Source organism: Micromonospora sp. NPDC093244, assembly GCF_040683695.1.
Classification (GTDB): Bacteria; Actinomycetota; Actinomycetes; order Mycobacteriales; family Micromonosporaceae; genus Micromonospora.
Map to the genome: position 1 here is coordinate 256,671 of NZ_JBFBEO010000006.1, position 20,860 is coordinate 277,530.

The window sequence follows — 20,860 nt, forward strand, 5'->3', positions numbered from 1 at the left end:
CGTTGACCATTTCGTCCCTGTTGCAGGGGCATGTCCCGAGCGGAAAATCTGACCTTGACAACGTGAGCGGGCTGCCATCAACTAGTCGGATGACTGATCCGGCCGTCGACGCACTCCGGCCCGGAGCAGTCCCGGCCGGCCTGGACCTGGCCCGCCTCGCCGACCACCTCGCGACACACCGGCCGGAGCTGGCCGCCGGGCCGCTGCGGGCCGAGTTGATCGCCGGCGGCAAGTCCAACCTCACCTACCTACTGCGCGCCGGCGACCGGGAGGTCGTGCTCCGCCGGCCGCCGCTCGGGCACGTTCTGGCGACCGCGCACGACATGGCCCGCGAGTTCCGGGTCATCTCGGCGCTGGCGCCGACCGAGGTGCCGGTCCCGCGGGCGCTGCTGCTCTGCACCGACCCGGACGTCATCGGCGCCCCGTTCTACCTGATGGAACGCGTACCCGGGGAGGTGTTCCGCACCCGGGCGCAGACCGACCCGCTGGGCGACGAGCGGCGCCGGGCACTCGCCATGGCGATGATGGACACCCTCGCCGCGCTGCACACAGTCGACCCGGCAGCGGTCGGGCTGAGTGACTTCGGCCGCCCCGAGGGCTACCTGGCCCGGCAGGTACGCCGCTGGGCCGGGCAGCTCGACCGCTCCCGCAGCCGCGATCTGCCCGGCATCGACGAGCTGCGCGACAGGCTCGCCGCGACCGCCCCGGAGGGCGCGAACACCGGCCGGATCGTGCACGGCGACTACCGCCTCGACAACCTCCTCGCCTCCGCCGATCCGGTGGCCGTGCACGCCGTCCTCGACTGGGAGATGGCCACCCTCGGCGACCCGCTCGCCGACCTGGGGCTGCTCCTGACCTACTGGGACGTGCTCGGCGGCAGCGACACCGCCGAGGGCAACCCGGTCGCCGACGGCCTCGGCCCGCGCGCCGGCTTCCCCAGCGGCGCCGAGCTGATCGACAGGTACGCCGGGCGCAGCGACGTCGACGTGGGGCCGCTGCACTGGCACGTGGCGCTCGGCTGTTTCAAGCTCGCGGTCATCTGCGAGGGCATCCACTACCGCCACACGCTCGGGCAGACGCTCGGCGAGGGCTTCGACCGGATCGGCGACATGGTGGCACCGCTGGTCGCGCACGGGCTGACCGCCGCCAGGGAGCGGTGATGGACTTCGCATACGACAGCCGGACCGAGGAGCTGCGCGACGAGCTGACCCGGTTCCTGACCGAGCACGTCTACCCGGCCGAGCCGGTGCACGCCGAGCAGGTGGCCGCCGGGGACCCGTGGTCGCGTACCCCGGTGCTGGCCGAGCTGAAGGCGGAGGCCCGCAAGCGCGGCCTGTGGAACCTCTTCCTGCCCGATCCGCGCTACGGCGCCGGCCTGACCAACCTCCAGTACGCGCCCCTGGCCGAGCTGACCGGGCGCAGCCCGCACCTCGCGCCGGAGGCGGTCAACTGCGCGGCACCGGACACCGGCAACATGGAGCTGCTTGCCGAGTTCGGCTCGGACGCGCAGCGGGAACGCTGGCTCATGCCGCTGCTGGAGGGGGAGATCCGCTCCGCGTTCTGCATGACCGAGCCGGACGTCGCCTCGTCCGACGCCACGAACATCGCCACCCGGATCACCCGCGACGGCGACGAGTACGTCATCAACGGCCGCAAGTGGTGGTCGTCCGGGGCGATGGACCCGCGCTGCGAGATCTTCATCGTGATGGGCAAGACCGACCCGGACGCCGACCGGCACCGCCAGCAGAGCATGGTGCTGGTGCCCCGGGAGACCCCGGGCGTGCACGTCCGTCGGGGCATGACGGTGTTCGGCTACACCGACGGGTCGCACGGCGGGCACGCCGAGATCGACTTCATCGACGTCCGGGTGCCTGCGGAGAACCTGATCGGCGCCGAGGGCGGCGGCTTCGCCATCGCCCAGGCCCGGCTCGGTCCGGGCCGGATCCACCACTGCATGCGGCTGATCGGGATGGCCGAGCGGGCTCTCGAACTGCTCTGCCGGCGGGCCAACGAGCGGGTCGCGTTCGGCAGGCCCCTCGCCGAGCAGGGCGTGGTCCGCGAGTGGATCGCCGAGTCCCGGGTGCGCATCGAGCAGGCCCGCCTGCTGGTGCTCAAGACGGCCTGGCTGATGGACACCGTCGGCAACAAGGGCGCGCACACCGAGATCCAGGCCATCAAGATCGGCACGCCGGCCATGGCGGAGTGGGTGATCGACAAGGCCATCCAGGGGTACGGCGGCGCCGGCGTCAGCCAGGACACCCCGCTCGCCGCCCTGTGGGCACAGACCCGCACCCTGCGCCTCGCCGACGGGCCCGACGAGGTCCACCGCAACTCCCTCGCCAAGCGCGAACTCCGCCGCTGGACCTCGTAACGCCCGTCCCGGAGCCTCCGCCCGCCCCGGACGCAGGTCAGGCGGAGGCTCGGTGGACCAGTTGGGTGTCCAGGAGGATGTGCGGGGCGGGCAGGTCGTCGCCGCGGATGCGGGCCACCAGCAGACGGGCCATCTGCCGGCCCATCTCCTCCACCGGCTGGAAGACAGTGGTCAGCGGCGGTTCCGCCTGCCGGGCGATCGTCGCGTCGTCGAAGCCGATCACCGCCACGTCCTCGGGCACCCGCCGGCCGGCCTCGCGCAGGGTACGCAGCGCGCCGAACGCCATCAGGTCGGACGCGACGAATACCGCGTCCAGGTCGGGGCAGGCGTCCAGGAGCCGGCGCATGGCGCTCACGCCGCTGCCCTCGCTGAAGTCGCCGTACGCGATCAGGTCGGGGTTGACGCCGCCACCGGTGGCCTTGACGGCCTCGGTGTAGCCGGCCAACCGGGCCAGGCCGGCGCCCATGTCCTGCGGCCCGGCGATGGTGGCGATGCGGCGCCGACCCCGCCCCGTCAGGTACTCCACCGCCTGCCGGGCCCCGCCAACGTTGTCCACGTCGACGAACCAGGCCGGCTGAGCGCCGGGTTGCAGCATCCGGGCGGGCCGACCGCCGAGCACGGCGGGCAGGCCGCGCTCCTCCAGCAGCGTCGGCAGCGGGTCGGAGTCGTGCAGCGACAGCAGCAGCACGCCGTCCACGTGCTGGTTGGTCAGGTGGTGCTCGACCCGCTCCCGCTCCACGGGCGACTGGGCCATGGCCAGCCAGAGCTGCATCGGTGTCTCGAGCAGCGCGGAGCTGATCCCCCGCACGATCGAGGCGAAGAACGGCTCGGTGAAGACCCGCTCGCCGGATTCGGACACCACAAGCGCGACGGAGTCGGTCCGCTGGGTGACGAGCGCTCGGGCGGCCCGGTTCGGCACGTACCCCAGCTCGGCGATGGCCTGTTGGACCGCGGCCCGGGCCTCCGGGCTGACCTGGGGCGAGCCGTTGACGACGCGGGAGACCGTGCCCCGGCCGACGCCGGCGCGCGCCGCGACCGCGTCGAGGGTCGGGCGCCCGAGCGACCGGGTGCGCTGCGTTGTCATCGTCTGCTCCTCCGACGGCGGGCGGGCCCGGTGCCACCAGCGGAAGGTGGACACCAGGACCGCCCTGATGGCTGGCCCGAGCCTATTGTGCGGCCAGACCGTTGCGTCGGATCACCGAGGCGTACCACCTGGCGCTGGACTTGGGAATGCGGACCTGACTGTCGTAATCGACATGGATCATGCCGAATCGCTTGGTGTAACCCCAGGCCCACTCGAAATTATCCATCAACGACCAGGCGAAGTATCCCCGCAGGGGCACCCCCGCGTTGATCGCCTCGTGCGCGGCCCGCAGGTGGGCGTCGAAGTAGGCGAGCCGGTCGACGTCGTCGACCTGCCCGTCGACGACCTCGTCCACGAAGGCGGAGCCGTTCTCGGTGACGTACAGCGGCAGGTCCGTGTAGTTGTCGTGCACCCGGCGCAGCGTCTCGGTCAGGCCGGGGGCGTCGATCTCCCAGCCCATGTCGGTGACCGGGACGCCCCTGGTGACGAAGCGGACGTCCTCGCTGCCCGGCCAGCACGACGGGGCCGGGTCGGCCTCGACGCCCTCGACCGCCGCGGCGACCACGTGCCTGCTGTAGTAGTTGACGCCGACCATGTCCAGCGGCGTGGCGATGGTCGCCAGGTCACCGTCGCGCACGTGGTCGAAGTCGGTCACCGTGCGCAGGTCGGCCACCAGATCCCGGGGGTACGACCCACGCAGCAGCGGGTCGAGGAAGAAGCGGTTGGCCAACCCGTCGATGCGCCGGGCCGCGTCCACGTCCGCCGGCGCGTCACTGGCCGGGTCGACCGGGTAGAGGTTGACCGTCACACCCACCTCGGCGTCCGGCCGGGTGGCCCGCAACGCCTGCACGGCCAGGCCGTGGCCGAGCATCAGGTGGTGCCCGGCACGGACCGCGTCCGCGCCGTCGGTACGACCCGGCGCGTGCACGCCCGAGCCGTAGCCGAGGAACGCCGAGCACCACGGCTCGTTGAGCGTGGTCCAGTAGCGCACGCGGTCGCCGAGCGCGTCGGCGACGAGCGTCGTGTAGTCGGCGAACCGCGCCGCCGTGTCCCGGGCCGGCCAGCCACCGGCGTCCTCAAGCGGCTGCGGCAGGTCCCAGTGGTAGAGGGTCAGCCACGGCTCGATGCCCTTGGCCAGCAGCTCGTCGACCAACCGCCGGTAGAAGTCCAGGCCGCGCTGGTTGGCCGCGCCGGTGCCGCCGGGCTGCACCCGAGGCCAGGAGACCGAGAAACGGTACGACTTCAGGCCCAGCTCGGCCATCAGCGCGACGTCGTCACCGACCCGGTGGTAGTGGTCGCAGGCCACGTCGCCGGTGTGCCCGGCGACGACCCGGCCGTCGGTGTGGCTGAAGGTGTCCCAGATCGACTGGGTACGGCCGTCCTCGGCCGCCGCCCCCTCGATCTGGTACGCGGCGGTCGCGGCCCCCCACAGGAAGCCGGGTGGAAAGGTCAACCCGGGCCGGTCGTCGAGGACACCGACGGCGGGCGGGCTGGCGGGGTTGCTCACGACTTGACGGCACCTTCCATGATCCCGCCGATGATCTGGCGGCCGAACAGGACGAACACGATGAACAGCGGAAGAGTGGCGATCAACGTACCCGCGAAGATCTGGGAGTTGTCCGCGAAGTACGCGGTGTTCAGACTGCGCAGCGAGATCTGCACTGTCGGGTTGGCCGGGTCGGCCAGCACCACGAACGGCCAGAAGAACTGGTTCCACTGCTCCATGAAGGTGAGCAGGCCGAGCACCGCCGCGGCGGGTCGCAGCGCCGGCACCACCACGTGCCAGTAGACGCGCCAGGTGGAGCAGCCGTCGACCCGGGCCGCCTCGATCAGTTCGTTGGGCACGGCCTGTTCGGCGTACTGGCGCATCATGAAGATGCCGAAACCGCCGATCAGGAACGGCACCGTCACCGACGGCATGGTGTTCAGCCATTCCAGCTTGGCCATCAGGATGTACAACGGCAGCACGCCGAGCTGGATGGGGATCATCATCGAGGCGAGGATGATGAGCAGCAGCGCGTTCTTGCCCCGGAACTTCAGTTTCGCGAACGCGAACCCGGCGAGCGAGCCGAAGAAGACTGTCGCCACGGTGATCGTGCCGGACACGAGGAACGAGTTCATCAGGCCCTTGACGATGTTCGCGTCGCCGTTGTCGAGCACCCGCTGGATGTTCTCGCCAAGCTTGCCGCCGGGCAGGAACGGCGGCGGCCAGGAGTTGGCCGCGTCGCTGGTCCGCGAGGCGATGACGATCATCCAGTAGAACGGGAACAGCGACAGGATCACGCCGAGGACGAGCCCGACCCAGGTCAGGGGGCTGGCCGTCCAGAGCTTCTCCGCCCGGTGGCGGATGCCGGTACGCCCGGTCGGCGGCAGCGCCGCCGGTGGTCGCAGAGTGGTCATGGTCATGGGTGCGCCACCCTCACTTGTCGGAGCTGATTCGGCGGGCCAGCAGGTAGTTGAGCAGTGAGACGGATGCGATCAGCACGAAGAGCACCAGGGCGACGGCGCCCGCGTACCCCCAGCGGAACCGCTGGTTCATCACGTCCAGCAGGTACATCGTGATCGTCTGGAACTGCCCCTCCGAGCCACCGGAGAGTGCGCCCGAGCCACTTGTGAACATGAGCGGCTCGGTGAAGAGCTGCAGACCGCCGATCGTCGAGATGATCAGCGTGAAGATGATGGTGGGGCGCAGCTGGGGAATGGTGATCGACCAGAACTGCCGGCGCCGGGAGGCGCCGTCGAGGGCCGCGGCCTCGTACATGTCCTTGCTGATCGACTGCATCGCCGCGAGGTAGATCAGGGCGTTGTAGCCGACCCACCGCCAGTCGACCATCGTGGAGATGGCGAACCAGGACGCGAACCGGTTGGCCCGCCAGTCGATGGGACCGACCCCGACGAGGTCGAGCAGCCAGTTCACCAGGCCGAACTCGCGGGCGTAGATCATCGAGAAGATGAGCGCCACCACGGCGGTCGAGGTGATGATCGGCATGGCGATGGCCAGCCGGAAGAACATCTGCCCCCGGATACGCCGGTTCAGGGCGTTTGCCAGCAGCAGGGCGATGAGCAGCTGCGGAATCGTGGACATGAGGAACATCCCGAAGGTGTTCACCACTGCGTTCCAGAACTGCGGGTCGTTCGTGAACAGCTCGACGAAGTTGTCCACGCCGACGAAGCTGATCGTGGCGTTCAGCGGTGACCTGTCGGTCATCGCGATCCAGAACGTGTAGATGATCGGGTAGACGCCGAAGATCGCGAAGAGCACGAAGAACGGCAGCACGAAGGCGTACGGGGTCAGGCGCAGGTCCAGCCGGTTCAGTAGCCGGCCACGCTGCGAGGAGTGCCGCGGGGCGGGCCGCGGGCCGCGGGGCGGTGCGGCCGGCGGCGCGGTGGTCTCGAGAGAGCTCATGAACGGTCCTTCACACTTGGCGGCACCGTCGCGGGCGCCGCGGCAGGGCGTTCCGACGCGGGTTCACGGGTGGTGCCGGAGTCCGGCACCACCCGTGAGCGCGTCGACAGCCGGTTACTTGCCTGCTGCCTCGCCGTTCTTCACCGCGTCCTGCCAGGCCGCGTCGGCGGCCTTGCCCTGCTCGACGCTGCGCAGCGCGTTCTCCACCGCGTCGCGGACCGCCTGGTTCTTCGGGCCGAGGTAGACCGGCTTCAGCTCCTTCGCGCCGGCGGCGAAGATCTTGCCGATGGGCGCCCCGTTGAAGTACTCGTTGGTCGCGGCGAGCACGGCCGGGTCCTCGAGGGCCTGCGGCGACGAGGGCAGGTTCCCGACCTTCTTGAACGCCTCGGTCTGGCTCTTGGCGGTGGTCAGGAACTTGGCCAGCTCGGCGGCCTCCTTCTGGTGCTTGCTGGACTTCGGCACGGCCAGCCAGGAGCCGCCCCAGTTGCCGCCGTTGCCGGGCGCCTTGGCCACGTCCCACTTGCCGGCGGCCGCGTCACCGGCCTGCCCCTTGATGACACCGGTCATCCACGCCGGGCAGCCGATGGTGGCGAAGCTGCCGTTCTTGAAGCCGGCGTTCCACTCGTTGGAGAAGCTCTTGAGGTTGTTCGACAGACCGGCGGCGGTCATCTTGGTGGTCAGCTCGAACGCGGCCCGCACGTCCGGGTTCTCTCCGATGGTGAGCTTGTTGCTCTTGTCGAAGTAGGTGTAACCGGTGCCCGCGCCGGCCTTCTGCATCAGCACGATGTTGTAGAAGTTCGTGGCCGAGTCGACGAACTTGTGCTTCTTGTCGGCGGCGACGAACTTCTGGCCCTGGGCGATGAACTCCTCCCAGGTCGGCCAGAGAGCCCCGACCTGCTCGCGGTCGGTCGGCAGGCCGGCGGCCTTGAAGAGGTCGCTGCGGTAGCAGACGGCCATGCCGCCGACGTCGGTGCCGAGACCGAGGACCTTGCCGTCGGGGGTGAGGCCACCCTCCCACTTCCAGGGCAGGAAGTTGCCCTTGAGGTCGTTGGCGCCGTGGTCGGCCAGGTTCACGAACTTGTCGGCCTGCGCGAAGAACTGCACGATGGTGCCCTCTTCGAGCGCGACGACGTCCCCGGCGCCCGCGCCGGCGGTGATCTGCTGCGTCAGGCGGGTGTTGTAGTCGCCCAGGCCCAGGCCCTTGCCGCGCTCCTGGATGGTGACGTTCGGGTGCTCCGACTGGTACTGCTTGTAGAGCTCCTCGTACCCGAAGCCCTGGTCGCCGAAGACGTCGACGACCAGAGTGACCTTGCCGCCGTCCGATCCGGACGACGAGTCGCTGTCGCCGCAGGCGGTCGCCGCGGCGAGCACGGCGACGGACGCGAGCGCGATCGCCGCAAAGCGGCGACGTGAGGTGACGCTCATCCTGACCCCTCTCAAGTGGTGAGGCTTGGTGTCGTGTGTGGCGGGGGATGCTGCAACGCCCCTGCTGTCGCCCTGCCGGTGGCAGGGGCGTCTGGGGGGAGCCGTGAAGGAGATGTCCGCCACTCCCCCGGGAGCGCTCCCATGAGATTGCCGGGGTGCCCCCGGGGTGTCAATAGACCAATGGGAGCGTTCCCAGATCGTTACCGCCCTGTTTCGGGCGGATGCGCGGGGCGAGCGTTGCCTGGTGGAACTGGCGGAGCCGGCTCAGCAGAAGCGGCGCAGCAACGTGGTCGTACGGCCGGGGTCGAAGCGGGACGGGTCGTAGTCGGCACCCGCCCAGTCACGCAGCAGGGCGTACCGCGGATCGGCCAGGACATCGGGATCGTCGAACGCGACAAGCAGCGCCTGGTGGCCCGCCGGCCCGCCGATCCCCTCCGGCGGGCAGGCCCGCTCACCGTCCAGGCAGACCGGGTACCGCTCGTCCGGGTCCGCGGTCAGCGCGTCCTCGACGACCAGGTCGTGCTCCCACCAGTCACCGAAGTCGTACGTGTAGGAGAAGCGGCTGCCCTTGCCGAGCACCGCGTCCAGCCGGACGTCCAGCTCGTCGTCGAGCGCCAACTCGCCGTCCGGATCGGGTTCTCCGTACTGCACGGCGCCGATCTCGAACGAGTGCAGGTGACAGTCGTGCCAGCCCATGGCGTGCTGCACCACCCGGTGCAGCCGGTCCAGCGTGTAACCGGCCGGCACGAGCACCCGCCGCCACACCGGCGGACGGACACCGGCGAGGGACATCTTCAGCTGGAAGATCTGACGCGGCATGCTGTCCTGTCCTCCCGCGGCTTAGGCTGCCAGCATGATCTGCCGAGCGTGCCGGGCCCGGCGACACGGTGACTGCCCGGGCCGGAACTGGTGCGACTGCCAGCACCGTACCGCCCAGCCGACCCCTCCCGTCACCGGTCCGGCCGGCGAATGACGGTCGGAATCCCGATTCGACGGCTCTGGCCCGAGCCGTCGACCGAGCCGCTCGACAACGCCACGCTGACCAGCCTGTACGCCCGCGCCGACCACCCACGGCTGCGTGTCAACTTCGTCTCCAGCCTGGACGGCGCGGTCACCGTCGACGGCTACTCCGCCGGGCTCTCCGGCGAGCCGGACAAGCGGGTGTTCGGGCTGCTGCGGATGGTCTGCGACGCCCTCGTCGTGGCCGCCGGCACGCTGCGCCACGAGGGATACCGCGCGGTCCGGCTCGACGAGCGCCGTCGCGCCTGGCGCCGCGAACACGGGCTCGCCGCGTACCCGACGCTCGTGGTCGTCTCCGGCTCGCTCGACCTGGACCCGGCGCAGGCGGCCTTCGCCGACGCGCCGGTCCGCCCGATCGTGCTCACCCACGCCGACGCCGACCCGCCGCCCGGGCTGACCGACGTCGCCGACCTGCTGCGCTGCGGCACCGGGCGGGTCGACCTGGCCGCAGGCCTCACCGAGCTGCACGGTCGCGGGCTGACCCAACTGCTCTGCGAGGGCGGCCCGCACCTGCTCGGCGCGCTCACCGCCGCCGACCTGGTCGACGAGCTGTGCCTGACCGTCTCGCCGCTGCTCGCCGGCCCCGGCCCGGGCCGGATCACCGCCGGCGACGCGGCACCGCCCCGGCACCTGCCGCTGCGGCACGTGCTCGCCGCCGACGACGGTGTCCTCCTGCTCCGCCACGCCCGCCAGTGACGCGCCGTCACCCGTTCACACACCGAGCGTCGTGAGTGTGACGCCGCCTGGTGTCGTCCGCCGCGTCGCGTGGCGACCTGTCGTACTCCTCGGGCAGGATGCACGTCATGCGCGCCGACAGTGATGCCCGAGCGACCCGGGTCGCCCGATGACCGACCCCGACCTCGACAGCCCTGGCGAGGCGGTCGGGCGGGTGCTGGGCACCGCCGACGCGACCCCGTTGCAGTTCTGGACGGCCGTGGCGCCCGGCAGCTATCTCCAGCTCGACGACGTGGTGGTCACCCGACGGGAGCTGCCCGAGCGGGAGCCGGTGACGATCGCCGGGGTGGTCACCCAGGTCCGCGCCCGCCACGAGGGCGCGCAGTTCGACTCGGACGTGTTCGCCATCGCCGACGGCACGCTGCCCGCGCAGGTGCAGGAGGCAGCCGAGATCACCACCACGCGTGTCGACCCGGAGCTGTACGTGCCGCCGACCCCTGGCGCGGTGGTGCACCGGGCCGAGGGCGACGCCCGGGCGCGCGCGCTGCACTTCGACCGCATGGAGCGGCGCATCCCGATGGGAATGGGCCGCGACGGGGTGCCTGTCTACCTCAACGCCGACTTCCTCGACGGCAGCCGGGGCGCGCACGTCTCGATCTCCGGCATCTCCGGGGTGGCCACCAAGACGAGCTTCGCCACCTTCCTGCTCTACTCCGTGTTCCGCTCCGGAGTGCTGGGCGGCGACGCGGTGAACGCCAAGGCGCTGATCTTCAACGTCAAGGGTGAGGACCTGCTGTTCCTCGACCACCCCAACACCCGTTTGGACGAGCCCACCCGCGCGGCGTACGCGAAGCTCGGGTTGAGCGCCGGCGCGTTCCCCGACGTGCGGGTCTACGCCCCGCCGCGCCCCGGCGACTCGTCGGGCACTCCCGACGTGAGCAGCCGGCTCACCGGCGTGGACAGCTTCTACTGGACGCTCGCCGAGTTCTGCGCCGACCGCCTGCTGCCGTACGTGTTCGCCGACGCCGACGACGAACGCCAGCAGTACACGATGGTGGTCCACTCGGTCACCGCCCACCTGGCCCGGTACGCCCAGCCGGCCGACGGCGGGGTGAGCATCGACGGGGTGCGGCTCGGCTCGTACGGCGACCTGGTCGACCACATCGTCGATCAGCTCAACGACGACGAGACCCGCTCGGACTGGGCGGGCAGCGCGGTGGGTCTGGGCACCGTCAACGCGTTCGCCAGGCGGTTGATCGGCAGTAAGAAGGACCTGGCCCGGCTGATCCGTGGCGACCTGGCCACCCGCCGCCCGCACTCGATCAACACCAGCGAGTCGGCGCAGGTGACAGTCGTCGACCTGCACAACCTGCCGGACCGCGCGCAGCGGTTCGTGGTCGGTGTGACGCTCAAGAGCGAGTTCGAGCGCAAGGAGAAGTCCGGCACCGCCAAGCCGCTGCTCTTCGTCGTCCTCGACGAGCTCAACAAGTACGCCCCCCGGGAGGGCTCCTCCCCCATCAAGGAGGTCCTGCTCGACATCGCCGAGCGGGGCCGCTCGCTGGGCGTGATCCTGATCGGCGCGCAGCAGACGGCGAGCGAGGTGGAACGCCGCATCGTCACCAACTCGGCGATCCGGGTGGTCGGCCGGCTCGACCCGGCCGAGGCGTCCCGACCGGAGTACGGTTTCCTGCCGCCCGCGCAGCGGCAGCGGGCGCTGCTGGCCAAGCCGGGCACCATGTTCGTCAACCAGCCGGACATCCCGGTGCCGCTCTGCCTGGAGTTCCCGTTCCCGGCGTGGGCGACCCGGGTTTCCGAGGCGGGCCGGGCACCATCGGAGACGCTGCGTTCGATCACCCAGTCCGCCGACCCGTTCGCCGTGGTGGGCTCCGGCGGCGGCACCGACGACGACATCCCGTTCTAGGCAGAGGCACCGGAACAGCCATGAAGATCCTGCACACCTCCGACTGGCACGTGGGAAAGGTGCTCAAGGGGCAGTCCCGGGCCGAGGAGCACAAGGCCGTACTGGCCGGGGTGATCGACATCGCCCGCGCCGAGCAGCCGGATCTGGTGATCGTCGCCGGTGACCTCTACGACACCGCCGCGCCCACCTCGGAGGCGACACGTCTGGTCACCCGGGCGTTGACCGCGTTGCGGCGTACCGGCGCGGACGTGGTGGCGATCGGCGGCAATCACGACAACGGTCCGGCGCTCGACGCGCTGCGGCCGTGGGCCGACGCCGCGGGCATCACCCTGCGCGGCGGGGTGCGGGAAAACCCCGACGAACACGTCATCGACGGCACCACGGCCGGCGGCGAGCGGTGGCGGCTCGCCGCGCTGCCGTTCCTGTCCCAGCGGTACGCGGTCCGCGCGCTGGAGATGTACGAGCTGACCGCCGCCGAGACCAACCAGACGTACGCCGACCACCTGGGTCGGGTGCTGGGGCGACTCACCGAGGGTTTCACCGAACCGGACCGGGTGCACCTGGTCACCGCGCACCTGACGGTGACCGGCGCGGCCACCGGCGGCGGTGAGCGCGACGCGCACACTGTGCTCGGTTACGCCGTGCCGGCCACGGTCTTCCCGGCGACCGCGCACTACGTGGCGCTGGGTCACCTGCACCGGGCGCAGCGCGTCGAGGGCCCGTGCCCGGTGCGCTACAGCGGCAGCCCTCTCGCTGTCGACTTCGGCGAGCAGGAGAACGTCCCGTCGGTGACGATCGTCGAGGTGACGGCCAGCACCGCCGCGCGGGTGCGGGAGGTGCCGGTGACCGCGGCGAGTGCGCTGCGGACGGTGCGCGGCACCCTGGCCCAGCTCGCCGAGATCGAGGCGCCGGACGCCTGGCTGCGGGTGTTCGTGCGGGAACAGCCGCGCGCCGGCCTGCGCGAGGAGGTCCAGGAGCTGCTGCCCCGGGCGCTGGAGATCCGGATCGACCCGGAACTGGTGGCCGCGTCGAGCAGTGGCACGCGCATCGCGCAGCGGTCCGGGCGGTCGCCGCGGGAGCTGTTCGCCGACTACCTGGACAGCCGGGGCCACGCCGACGAGGGTGTCCGGGAACTCTTCGACGAGCTCTTCGAGGAGGTCGATCACTGATGCGTCCGATGCGGCTGGACATGGCCGGGTTCACGGTCTTCCGGGACGAGACCACTGTCGACTTCACCGACGCCGACTTCTTCGCCCTGATCGGCCCGACGGGTTCGGGCAAGTCCACGGTGTTGGACGCCATCTGTTTCGCCCTCTACGGCACGGTGCCCCGCTGGGGTGGCGCCAGGGGGTTGGCGAACGCGCTCGCGCCGTCGGCGGCCGAGGCCCGGGTGCGGCTCGTCTTCGAGTCCGGCGGCGCCCGGTACGTGGCGACCCGGGTGGTCCGCCGGGACGGCCGGGGCAACGTGAAGACGGCGAACGCCGGGTTGCAGCTGATGCCTGCCGGTTTCGACGTGACCAAGCTGGACACCGGGTTGAGCCCGGACGATCTCGGTGAGGTGGTGGCCGGCACCCCCGCCGAGATGGAGCAGGCGGTGCTGGAGGCGGTGGGGCTGCCGTACGAGCAGTTCACCAGCTGTGTGGTGCTGCCGCAGGGGCAGTTCGCCGATTTCCTGCACGCCAAGCCGGCGACCCGGCAGCAGATCCTGGTCAACCTGCTCGGCCTGGGCGTCTACGAGGACGTGCAGAAGCGGGCGACGGCGCGCGCGGCGCAGGCGGAGGCCCGCCTCGAGGCGGTCGACCAGGTGCTCGCCGGGCTGTCCGATGTGGACGACGAGGTGCTGGCCGAGGCGGACGCCCGGGTCGACCGGATGGTCGAGTTGTCCGCCGCGGTGACCGAGGCGGTGCCGCTCCTGGCGGCGGCCCGGTCCGCCGCACGGGAGGCCGCGGCGGCGCTCACCGCACTCGACGACGAACTGGCGGTGCTCTCCGACGTGTTCGCGCCGGGCGGCGTGGCCGAGGTGGCGCTCGCGGTGACGACGGCACGGACCGAGGCCGAGGCGGCGGCCACCGCCGTGTCCCTGGCCGAGGAGCGCGAGGAGAAGCTGCGCGGCGAGCTGGCGAGCGCCGGGGACGAGAGCGCGCTGCGACTGCTGCTGCGGGCGTACGACGATCGGGACCGGCTGACCGGCGAGGCCGAGACGGTCCGCGCGGCGGTGCGCGCGGCGGACGAGGAGCACGCCGAGGCGGTGGCCGCGCTGGCGGCTGCCCGCGCGGACGCCGAGCGGGCCGACGCCGAGTTGGAGGCGGCCTTCCGGGCGCACGAGGAGGCGAAAGCCACCGACCTGGCGGTGAGCCTGCGGGTGCACCTGCACCAGGGTGCGCCCTGCCCGGTGTGCGAGCAGCCGGTGGCGCGGGTGCCGGCGGTGCCCGCTGATTCGGCGGTGGCCGCGGCGACGGCGGCCGGCAAGGCGGCGCGGGCCGCCACCAAGGCAGCGCAGGCGGCGGTGCAGCAGCGCGACACGGCGGCACGGGACCTGGAGCGGCTGCTGGTGCAGGCCCGCGCCCGGCAGGAGCAGGTGGACGCCCGGCTGGCCGAGTTGGCCGGGCAGCTCGCCGGCGCGGCCGAGCCGGCGGTGCTGCGTCGGGAGTTGGCCGAGCACGCCCGGCTGCGGCGCGCGTTGGAGGAGGCGGCAGCCGCGGTACGCGCCGGTCGGGACACCGCCCGTCGGGCCCGGGCCGGGGTGGACGCCGCCGAGGAGCGTCTGCGGGCGGCGTGGCGGGGCTTCGACACCACGCGGGACGGGTTGGCCCGGTTCGGTCCACCCGCGACGGACCGGGGCGACGTGGCCACCGCGTGGGCGGCGTTGACCGGTTGGGCGGCGTCCGAGGCGGACCGGCGCCGCGCCGACCGGGCGGGCCGGGCGACTGCTGTCGCCGAGGCCGAGGCGGCGGCCGACGCGGTGCAGCGGCAGATCGCCCACCGCTTCGCCACTGCCGACGTGCCGGTCGGCGATGACCCGGTGCACGCCGCGACGGTGGCGGTGGAGCGGGCCGAGGCGGACCGCCGCCGGCTGCGGGAGCGCCGTGAGCAGGCCGGGACCCTGCGCGAGCAGCGCGTCGGCCACGAGCGGGACGCGCAGGTCGCCCGCGCCCTCGCCGGGCACCTGCGCGCCAACAACTTCGAACGGTGGCTGCTGGCCGAGGCGTTGGACCTGCTTGTCGACGGCGCGTCGGGGATCCTGCGGGAGCTGTCCGCCGGGCAGTACGAGCTGGTGCACGACAAGGGCGAGTTCTTCGTGGTCGACCACCACGACGCGGGGCTGCGGCGGGGCGTGCGCACCCTCTCCGGTGGTGAGACGTTCCAGGCGTCGCTGGCGTTGGCGCTGGCGCTCTCCGAGCAGCTGGCAGGCATGTCGACGACCGCGGCGAGCCTGGAGTCGATCGTCCTGGACGAGGGTTTCGGCACGCTGGACGCCGCCACACTGGACACGGTGGCGGCCACCCTGGAGAACCTGGCCGCCCGGGGTGACCGGATGGTCGGCGTGGTCACCCACGTGTCGGCGCTGGCCGAACGGATCCCGGTGCGCTTCGAGGTGCGCAAGGACGCCCGGTCCGCGCGGGTCGAGCGGACGGGCCGGTGAGCGACGCGGCGTTCTTCGTCGACTCCTGGGATCCGGCGTACGGGGCGTCGTTCGAGGCGTCCGCCGCCGGGCCGGCCGCGCCGAGCAGCGCGCAGGTCGACGCGGACGTGGAGCTGCCCGCCGCGGAGTGGCGGGCGATCGGGGTACGCCCCGGAGTGCGGGCGCCCGACGTGGTGCTGATGGTCGACGGGGTCCGCCGGATCGACGCGAGCATCTGGACGGCCGAGGACGACGGCGGGTCGTTCCCCGGGTTGGCCGCCTCGTACGCGGCGGGCGTGGTCCGCTGCGACCTGGGGGCGGGTGCGGCCCAGTTGGCGGGTACCCGCGTCGGTCGGGGGTTGTTCACGGCGAGCCCGTCGGCGCAGGACGTGGTGGCGGGCGCGATCCGTTACCCGGTGCACCGGGTGGGTGGCACCGGTGAGTTGGCGAAGTTGCCGGCCGCCGTGCAGGGCCCGCTGACCGCGCTGGAGGTGGCGGTGTCGGACGCGGCCCGCGTCGACGGTGACCTGCTGGTGGTGGACGGCCCGTTGCGCAGTCGGCGGCAGTTGCCACGCACACTCGGCTACATCAAGACCCAGCACAGCCAGTACCTTGATGCCCGGTTGACGGCAGTGGTGACCGCGCTGGCGTCGGGTGAGCGGTCGCCCGTGTTCCGGCTGGGCACCGCCTGGGGCGGCTGGTCGTGGTACGTGCGGCTGCCGGTGGCCGTGGGAGCGCCGTGGGCGGGCATCGTGCGGGTGGAGTGTTCGGCCGACCTGCCGGTCGAGGCGGCGATCGAGCTTGCCGACCTGTCGCTCGTCACACTGCCCCGGTTCGCCTCGACGCCGTACAAGGATCCCCGGGCTCCGCAGAATCTGATTCCGATCGCCGGGCTGGAGCGCCGGCTCCGCGCCCTGCTCGGTGATTCCCGGCTGCTGCACCGCGCGTTGACCACCGTCTCCCGCGCCGCGGCCCGTTGAGCAGGGACGCCTGTCGTCGTGGGCCGTAAGCGGGCTGGTGACCGGGTGGTCGAGCAGGTGGACACCGGGCTGGCCGAGTTGGTGCCGTCACCGGACCGGGCCGGCTCGTGGACGTTGCTGTTGAACGGCGCGCCGCAGTCGCACGTCGACCTGACCGATCCCACCCACCTGGAGTTCGAGTACGTCAGGCGGCTGGCCGCCGCGGTGGATCTGCTCGCGCCGCCGGGTGAGCCGTTGCGGGTGCTGCATCTCGGCGGTGGCGCGTTGACCCTGCCCAGGTACGTCTCGGCGACCCGGCCCGGCTCGACCCAGCGGGTGTCCGAGGTGGACGGTGCGCTGGTGGAGCTGGTCCGGCGGGCGTTGCCCTGGCCGACGGACACGCGGCTGCGCGTGCGGGTCGAGGACGCCCGTGCCGTGCTGGCCGCCACCCGGGACGCCAGCTACGACGTGGTGGTCGCGGACGTCTTCGCCGGTGCCCGCACGCCGGCGCACCTCACCTCTGTGGAGTACGCGACGGAGGCGGCCCGGGTGCTGCGCCCGGCGGGCTGGTACCTGGCGAACCTGGCCGACGGTCCGCCGCTGCGGCACGCCCGGGGGCAGGTAGCCACTGTCCGTTCGGTGCTGCCACGGGCCTGCCTGATCGGGGACGCGGCGGTGCTGCGGGGCCGCCGGTACGGCAACCTGGTGCTGGTGGCGGGGCGTACGACGCCTCCGGTGCCGGAGTTGACCCGGCGGGCGGCCGGCGACTGGTTCCCCGGGCGGGTGGTCGCAGGTGACGAGCTGGACCGTTTCGTCGGTGGCGCGGCGGTGGTGCGGGACGCGGACGCCACCGGTTCGGATCCCCCGCCGCCGGGCCTGTTCTCCGTACGCCGCTGACCGTCGCGCAGAAGTTTTTTCGCGCTTCGTTGATCCGCTCGCGGCGGTGCTGCGTACCACCGGGCGGCCCACCTCGTGGGCCGGCGTTGGTCACGGACATCCCGGAGGTCTGCATGCATGCGGTGGCGGCCGGTTGGCATGGCGACGCGGTACGTGCGGACTGGATGTCCGCGCGGTCCTCGTCACGGCCGACCTCGTCTGCCCGTGGGGTCGACGCCCGCGCGACGGCTCGCCAGAATGGTCCGGTGACGCCGCGACCGGCGCCCGGGCGCCATCAGGCGACGTCAACCGAGGCGAGCCACTCCGACCAGTTGATCCGGCTGCTCTACGCGGAGCACGCCGGTCCGTTGCTGATGTTCGTCATGCGGCTCACCGGGGGGGACCGGCAGCGCGCGGAGGACATCGTGCAGGAGACGCTGCTGCGGGCCTGGCGCAACGCGCACCGGCTCGGCGCGCAGGGGCAGGGCTCGTTGCGACCGTGGCTGGTCACGGTGGCCCGTCGGATCGCCATCGACGAGCACCGCAGCCAGGAGGCCCGCCCACCGGAGACGTACGACCGGGACCTGACGGCGTTCGCCGAGGCGGACAGCACGGACCGGGTGCTGCGCACCATGACGGTGGCGGACGCGCTGCGTACGCTGAGTCAGTCCCACCGGGAGATCCTGGTGGCGACGTACTTCCGGGGACGGACGGTCCCCGAGGCCGCCGAGGAGTTGGGGCTTCCTCTCGGCACCGCGAAGTCGCGGGTCTACTACGCGCTGCGCGCGCTGCGCACGGCTCTGCAGGAGCGGGGGGTGACAGAATGAGCCGGCCAGACCACATGGACGTCGCCGCGTACGCGCTCGGCGTGCTCGACGAGCAGGACACCGAGCGGTTCGAGGAGCATCTCGCCGCCTGCTGGGCGTGTGCGGCCGAGTTGGAGACCATGGTGCCGGTGGTCGGGCTGCTCTCCGACATCGACGGCGAGACGATGATGGCGTTGGAGCAGACCGCGACGGATCCGGCGCTGCTGGACCGGACGTTGGGCGCTGTTCGCGCCGACCGTCGGCGTACCCGGTTTCGTCAGCTCCTCGCGACCGCCGCGGCGGTGGTGGTGTTCGGCGGGTTGACCGGGTACGGGTTCGTCAGCGTGGCAGGCGACGAGGCGCCGGGGGTGCTCGCCGACCCGACGGCGACGGCGGCGGTGAACGACCCGCCGACGAGCGTGCCGACGGCGCCGCCGAGCGGCCCGGGTGTGGGCGGCACCGAGGAGGAGGGTGACCAGGTCGACGCGACCGACCCGACCACAGGTGTGCAGACGACCATGTTCCTGGTGAAGCGGGACTACGGCACCCGGATCAATTTCAGCCTCCGCAAGTTGCCCGGCCCGCGTACCTGCCGGCTGGTGGTGGTACGCAAGAACGCCGACACCGAGGTGATTTCCACGTGGTCGGTGCCGGAGGGCGGCTACGGCACGAACACCAGGCCGCAGGGTCTCGAGTTGAGTGCCTCCACGGCGGCGCCGATGAACGACATCAAGCAGATCCAGGTGCAGTCGGTGGACGCCAAGGGGGTGGCGAGTCCGCTGGTCACGGTCCCCATGTAGGTCGCTTCGACACGTCGGCGCCGGTCATTGTCACAATGGCCGGCGCCGATCTGTCGTGGCACCGGAAAGGTCAGGTACCGGGGCGTACGAGCGGCAGCCCCGATCGGTTCAATCAATCGAAGTGAAATTGACCACTGTTGCTGTTTCAACCTTGACAGCCCTCCCGCCGTACCTATGGGTGAACTGCCAAGAATGAGGAGGGCACGTGGCACAGATGAAGCGGACCGTCATCGTCGCGAGCGCGATGGTCGCACTAACGGCCTGCGCTCCCGCGGGTTACGACGGGGCGAACCCGGGCGCGGCCGAGCCGGTCGCCGTCGCCGCGGCCGAGCCCACCGCATCGGCGGAACCCGAGGCCTCGGCGGCGCCGGAGGCGCCGGTCGCCGACGCGCCGCCCGCGAACGTCGACCTGACCGAGCAGTTGATCGGCAAGAGCGTCGCCCGGATGGGCAAGGTCGTCACCGACCAGGACGGTTGGATCCTGTACCGCTTCGACAAGGACACCGCCGACCCGCCGGCGTCGAACTGCGTCGACAAGTGCGCCGAGGTGTGGCCTCCCGCGCTGACCGACGGCAACCCGCAGCTCACCGGCGTCTCGGACGACAAGGTCGGCAGCGTGACCCGGCAGGACGGCACCCGCCAGCTCACCGTCGGCGGCTGGCCGGTGTACCGCTACATCGGTGACAAGAAGCCCGGTCAGTGGAAGGGCCAGGCCGTCGGCGGCACCTGGTTCGTGGTGCAGCCGGACGGTAAGAAGAACCTGAGCTGCCTGCCCAAGGGCACCCCGAAGGCGGTCGCCCCGCCGGCGGACAGCGGGTCGAACGACGCCGGAGGCTCGGGCTACTCGTACTGAGCCAGCGGGACACGGTGGTCGGTCGCAGCCGGGGAGGGCGCGGCCGGCCATCGTCGTACCCGGGATGTCGACGCCACGGCGGTGCCTGCGTTCCGTCGGGCACCTGGCACAGTGGCGGGGTGACCGGAACCGGGCCCGCCGCGACGCGGGTGCTGCACCCGCCGGCCGGCTACCGGCTGGCGGCGTCGGTCCGCGCGCTCACCTTCAGCCCGTACGACCCGTGCGCGCGCGTCGCCGCCGGCACCTTCTGGTGGGCCACCCGCACCCCGGACGGGCCGGCCACCCTGGCCCTACGGCCCGGTGGCGGCACGCTGCTGGCCGAGGGCTACGGGCCGGGCGCCGAGCACGTCCTGGCCCGCGCCGACGCGATCGCCGGGCTCCGCGACGACCAGAGCGGCTTCGCCGAGCTGGCCGCGACACATCCGCTGGTCGCCCGGCTGGCCCGGGAGCACCGGGGGTTGCGGATGCCGGCGACCGGGCAGGTCTTCCCCCGGCTGCTGCGGGCGGTCTTCGAGCAGAAGGTCACCGGCAAGGAGGCGTACCGGGCGTACGCGGCGACCGTGCGGCACTTCCGCGAACCGGCGCCGGGCCCCCTGCAACCGCTGCTGCTGCCGCCCGAACCGGCGGCGGTGGCGGCGACCCCGTACTGGGTGTTCCACCCGTTCGGGGTGGAGCAGCGGCGCGCGGACACGTTGCGCCGCGCCGCCGCGCTCGCCGACCGGTTGGAGCGATGCGCCGACGCCACCGAGGCGACCCGCCGGTTGACAGCCATCGCCGGCATCGGGCCGTGGACGGCCGCCGAGGTGGTCCGGATCGCGTACGGCGACCCGGACGCGGTGAGCGTCGGCGACTTCCACATCCCGAACACGGTGGCCTGGGCGCTGGCCGGCGAACCCCGGGGCGACGACGCCCGGATGCTGGCCCTGCTGGAGCCGTTCCGGGGTCACCGGGGCCGGGTGTGCCTGCTGCTGGAGGCCGCCGGCATCCAGGCGCCGAAGTACGGGCCGCGCGCCCCGATCCGTTCCTTCGCCAGGTATTGAGC

General features: G+C 72.1%; 18 protein-coding genes. 12 read left to right on the plus strand and 6 right to left on the minus strand.

What is annotated here, in order from left to right:
- Nucleotides 1-89: 89 nt before the first annotated feature.
- Together AB0N27_RS25885 and AB0N27_RS25890 are read left to right on the plus strand one after the other, a co-directional pair.
- Entirely contained in the window at nucleotides 90-1,160 is a 1,071-nt protein-coding gene (locus AB0N27_RS25885; RefSeq protein WP_364374887.1) for a phosphotransferase family protein, read from the plus strand.
- Nucleotides 1,160-2,371, plus strand: coding sequence for an acyl-CoA dehydrogenase family protein (locus AB0N27_RS25890; RefSeq protein WP_364374890.1), 1,212 nt, complete (start codon nucleotides 1,160-1,162; stop codon nucleotides 2,369-2,371). Before AB0N27_RS25885 ends, AB0N27_RS25890 begins: the two co-directional genes overlap by 1 nt.
- A gap of 37 nt (nucleotides 2,372-2,408) precedes the next feature.
- Here the strand turns inward: AB0N27_RS25890 and AB0N27_RS25895 are convergent, their stop codons facing one another.
- The 6 genes from AB0N27_RS25895 to AB0N27_RS25920 form a co-directional block, all read right to left on the minus strand.
- Nucleotides 2,409-3,455 carry a LacI family DNA-binding transcriptional regulator gene (locus AB0N27_RS25895; protein ID WP_364374893.1) on the minus strand — a complete coding sequence of 349 codons (1,047 nt, stop codon included), beginning with the start codon at nucleotides 3,453-3,455 and terminating at the stop codon, nucleotides 2,409-2,411.
- 82 nt (nucleotides 3,456-3,537) lie between these two features.
- Nucleotides 3,538-4,962, minus strand: a complete 1,425-nt coding sequence (locus AB0N27_RS25900) for a GH1 family beta-glucosidase (RefSeq protein ID WP_364374896.1) — start codon at nucleotides 4,960-4,962, stop codon at nucleotides 3,538-3,540.
- Nucleotides 4,959-5,804, minus strand: coding sequence for a carbohydrate ABC transporter permease (locus AB0N27_RS25905; RefSeq protein WP_364375038.1), 846 nt, complete (start codon nucleotides 5,802-5,804; stop codon nucleotides 4,959-4,961). Before AB0N27_RS25905 ends, AB0N27_RS25900 begins: the two co-directional genes overlap by 4 nt.
- 70 nt (nucleotides 5,805-5,874) lie before the next feature.
- Complete coding sequence (locus tag AB0N27_RS25910; protein ID WP_364374899.1) at nucleotides 5,875-6,861, minus strand: sugar ABC transporter permease; 987 nt, start codon at nucleotides 6,859-6,861, stop codon at nucleotides 5,875-5,877.
- 114 nt (nucleotides 6,862-6,975) lie between these two features.
- The gene (locus AB0N27_RS25915; RefSeq protein ID WP_364374902.1) at nucleotides 6,976-8,286 is read right to left on the minus strand and encodes an extracellular solute-binding protein; all 1,311 of its coding nucleotides are present in this window, start codon (nucleotides 8,284-8,286) and stop codon (nucleotides 6,976-6,978) included.
- 264 nt (nucleotides 8,287-8,550) lie between these two features.
- Nucleotides 8,551-9,105, minus strand: coding sequence for a plasmid pRiA4b ORF-3 family protein (locus tag AB0N27_RS25920; protein ID WP_364374905.1), 555 nt, complete (start codon nucleotides 9,103-9,105; stop codon nucleotides 8,551-8,553).
- 150 nt (nucleotides 9,106-9,255) lie between these two features.
- Between AB0N27_RS25920 and AB0N27_RS25925 the strand changes: the two genes are divergently transcribed.
- From AB0N27_RS25925 to AB0N27_RS25970, 10 genes are all read left to right on the plus strand, one after another.
- The gene (locus tag AB0N27_RS25925; RefSeq protein ID WP_364374908.1) at nucleotides 9,256-10,002 is read left to right on the plus strand and encodes a pyrimidine reductase family protein; all 747 of its coding nucleotides are present in this window, start codon (nucleotides 9,256-9,258) and stop codon (nucleotides 10,000-10,002) included.
- A gap of 148 nt (nucleotides 10,003-10,150) precedes the next feature.
- Entirely contained in the window at nucleotides 10,151-11,902 is a 1,752-nt protein-coding gene (locus AB0N27_RS25930) for an ATP-binding protein (RefSeq protein WP_364374911.1), read from the plus strand.
- 20 nt (nucleotides 11,903-11,922) lie between these two features.
- Complete coding sequence (locus AB0N27_RS25935; RefSeq protein WP_364374914.1) at nucleotides 11,923-13,071, plus strand: exonuclease SbcCD subunit D; 1,149 nt, start codon at nucleotides 11,923-11,925, stop codon at nucleotides 13,069-13,071.
- Nucleotides 13,071-15,545: an SMC family ATPase gene (locus AB0N27_RS25940; protein ID WP_364374917.1), complete on the plus strand. Its 2,475-nt coding sequence runs from the start codon at nucleotides 13,071-13,073 to the stop codon at nucleotides 15,543-15,545. The genes AB0N27_RS25935 and AB0N27_RS25940 overlap by 1 nt, the downstream gene beginning before the upstream one ends.
- The gene (locus AB0N27_RS25945) at nucleotides 15,542-16,504 is read left to right on the plus strand and encodes a hypothetical protein (RefSeq protein WP_364374920.1); all 963 of its coding nucleotides are present in this window, start codon (nucleotides 15,542-15,544) and stop codon (nucleotides 16,502-16,504) included. Before AB0N27_RS25940 ends, AB0N27_RS25945 begins: the two co-directional genes overlap by 4 nt.
- Before the next feature lie 18 nt (nucleotides 16,505-16,522).
- Entirely contained in the window at nucleotides 16,523-17,380 is an 858-nt protein-coding gene (locus AB0N27_RS25950; protein ID WP_364374923.1) for a fused MFS/spermidine synthase, read from the plus strand.
- Nucleotides 17,381-17,493: 113 nt separating this feature from the next.
- The gene (locus tag AB0N27_RS25955; RefSeq protein ID WP_139582135.1) at nucleotides 17,494-18,186 is read left to right on the plus strand and encodes a sigma-70 family RNA polymerase sigma factor; all 693 of its coding nucleotides are present in this window, start codon (nucleotides 17,494-17,496) and stop codon (nucleotides 18,184-18,186) included.
- The gene (locus AB0N27_RS25960; protein WP_364374927.1) at nucleotides 18,183-18,965 is read left to right on the plus strand and encodes a zf-HC2 domain-containing protein; all 783 of its coding nucleotides are present in this window, start codon (nucleotides 18,183-18,185) and stop codon (nucleotides 18,963-18,965) included. Before AB0N27_RS25955 ends, AB0N27_RS25960 begins: the two co-directional genes overlap by 4 nt.
- A 205-nt stretch (nucleotides 18,966-19,170) precedes the next feature.
- On the plus strand, nucleotides 19,171-19,818 hold the full coding sequence (locus AB0N27_RS25965) for a hypothetical protein (protein ID WP_364374930.1): 648 nt from the start codon (nucleotides 19,171-19,173) through the stop codon (nucleotides 19,816-19,818).
- Between the two features lie 119 nt (nucleotides 19,819-19,937).
- Nucleotides 19,938-20,858 (plus strand): DNA-3-methyladenine glycosylase 2 family protein, encoded by a 921-nt coding sequence (locus tag AB0N27_RS25970; RefSeq protein WP_364374933.1) that lies wholly within the window; start codon nucleotides 19,938-19,940, stop codon nucleotides 20,856-20,858.
- Nucleotides 20,859-20,860 lie beyond the last annotated feature (2 nt).

Coding starts and splice junctions, on each gene's coding strand:
- AB0N27_RS25885 (WP_364374887.1), top strand. CDS start 90: ATGACTGATCCGGCCGTCGACGCACTCCGGCCCGGAGCAGTCCCGGCC.
- AB0N27_RS25890 (WP_364374890.1), top strand. CDS start 1,160: ATGGACTTCGCATACGACAGCCGGACCGAGGAGCTGCGCGACGAGCTG.
- AB0N27_RS25895 (WP_364374893.1), bottom strand. CDS start 3,455: ATGACAACGCAGCGCACCCGGTCGCTCGGGCGCCCGACCCTCGACGCG.
- AB0N27_RS25910 (WP_364374899.1), bottom strand. CDS start 6,861: ATGAGCTCTCTCGAGACCACCGCGCCGCCGGCCGCACCGCCCCGCGGC.
- AB0N27_RS25915 (WP_364374902.1), bottom strand. CDS start 8,286: ATGAGCGTCACCTCACGTCGCCGCTTTGCGGCGATCGCGCTCGCGTCC.
- AB0N27_RS25920 (WP_364374905.1), bottom strand. CDS start 9,105: ATGCCGCGTCAGATCTTCCAGCTGAAGATGTCCCTCGCCGGTGTCCGT.
- AB0N27_RS25925 (WP_364374908.1), top strand. CDS start 9,256: ATGACGGTCGGAATCCCGATTCGACGGCTCTGGCCCGAGCCGTCGACC.
- AB0N27_RS25930 (WP_364374911.1), top strand. CDS start 10,151: ATGACCGACCCCGACCTCGACAGCCCTGGCGAGGCGGTCGGGCGGGTG.
- AB0N27_RS25935 (WP_364374914.1), top strand. CDS start 11,923: ATGAAGATCCTGCACACCTCCGACTGGCACGTGGGAAAGGTGCTCAAG.
- AB0N27_RS25940 (WP_364374917.1), top strand. CDS start 13,071: ATGCGTCCGATGCGGCTGGACATGGCCGGGTTCACGGTCTTCCGGGAC.
- AB0N27_RS25955 (WP_139582135.1), top strand. CDS start 17,494: ATGCATGCGGTGGCGGCCGGTTGGCATGGCGACGCGGTACGTGCGGAC.
- AB0N27_RS25960 (WP_364374927.1), top strand. CDS start 18,183: ATGAGCCGGCCAGACCACATGGACGTCGCCGCGTACGCGCTCGGCGTG.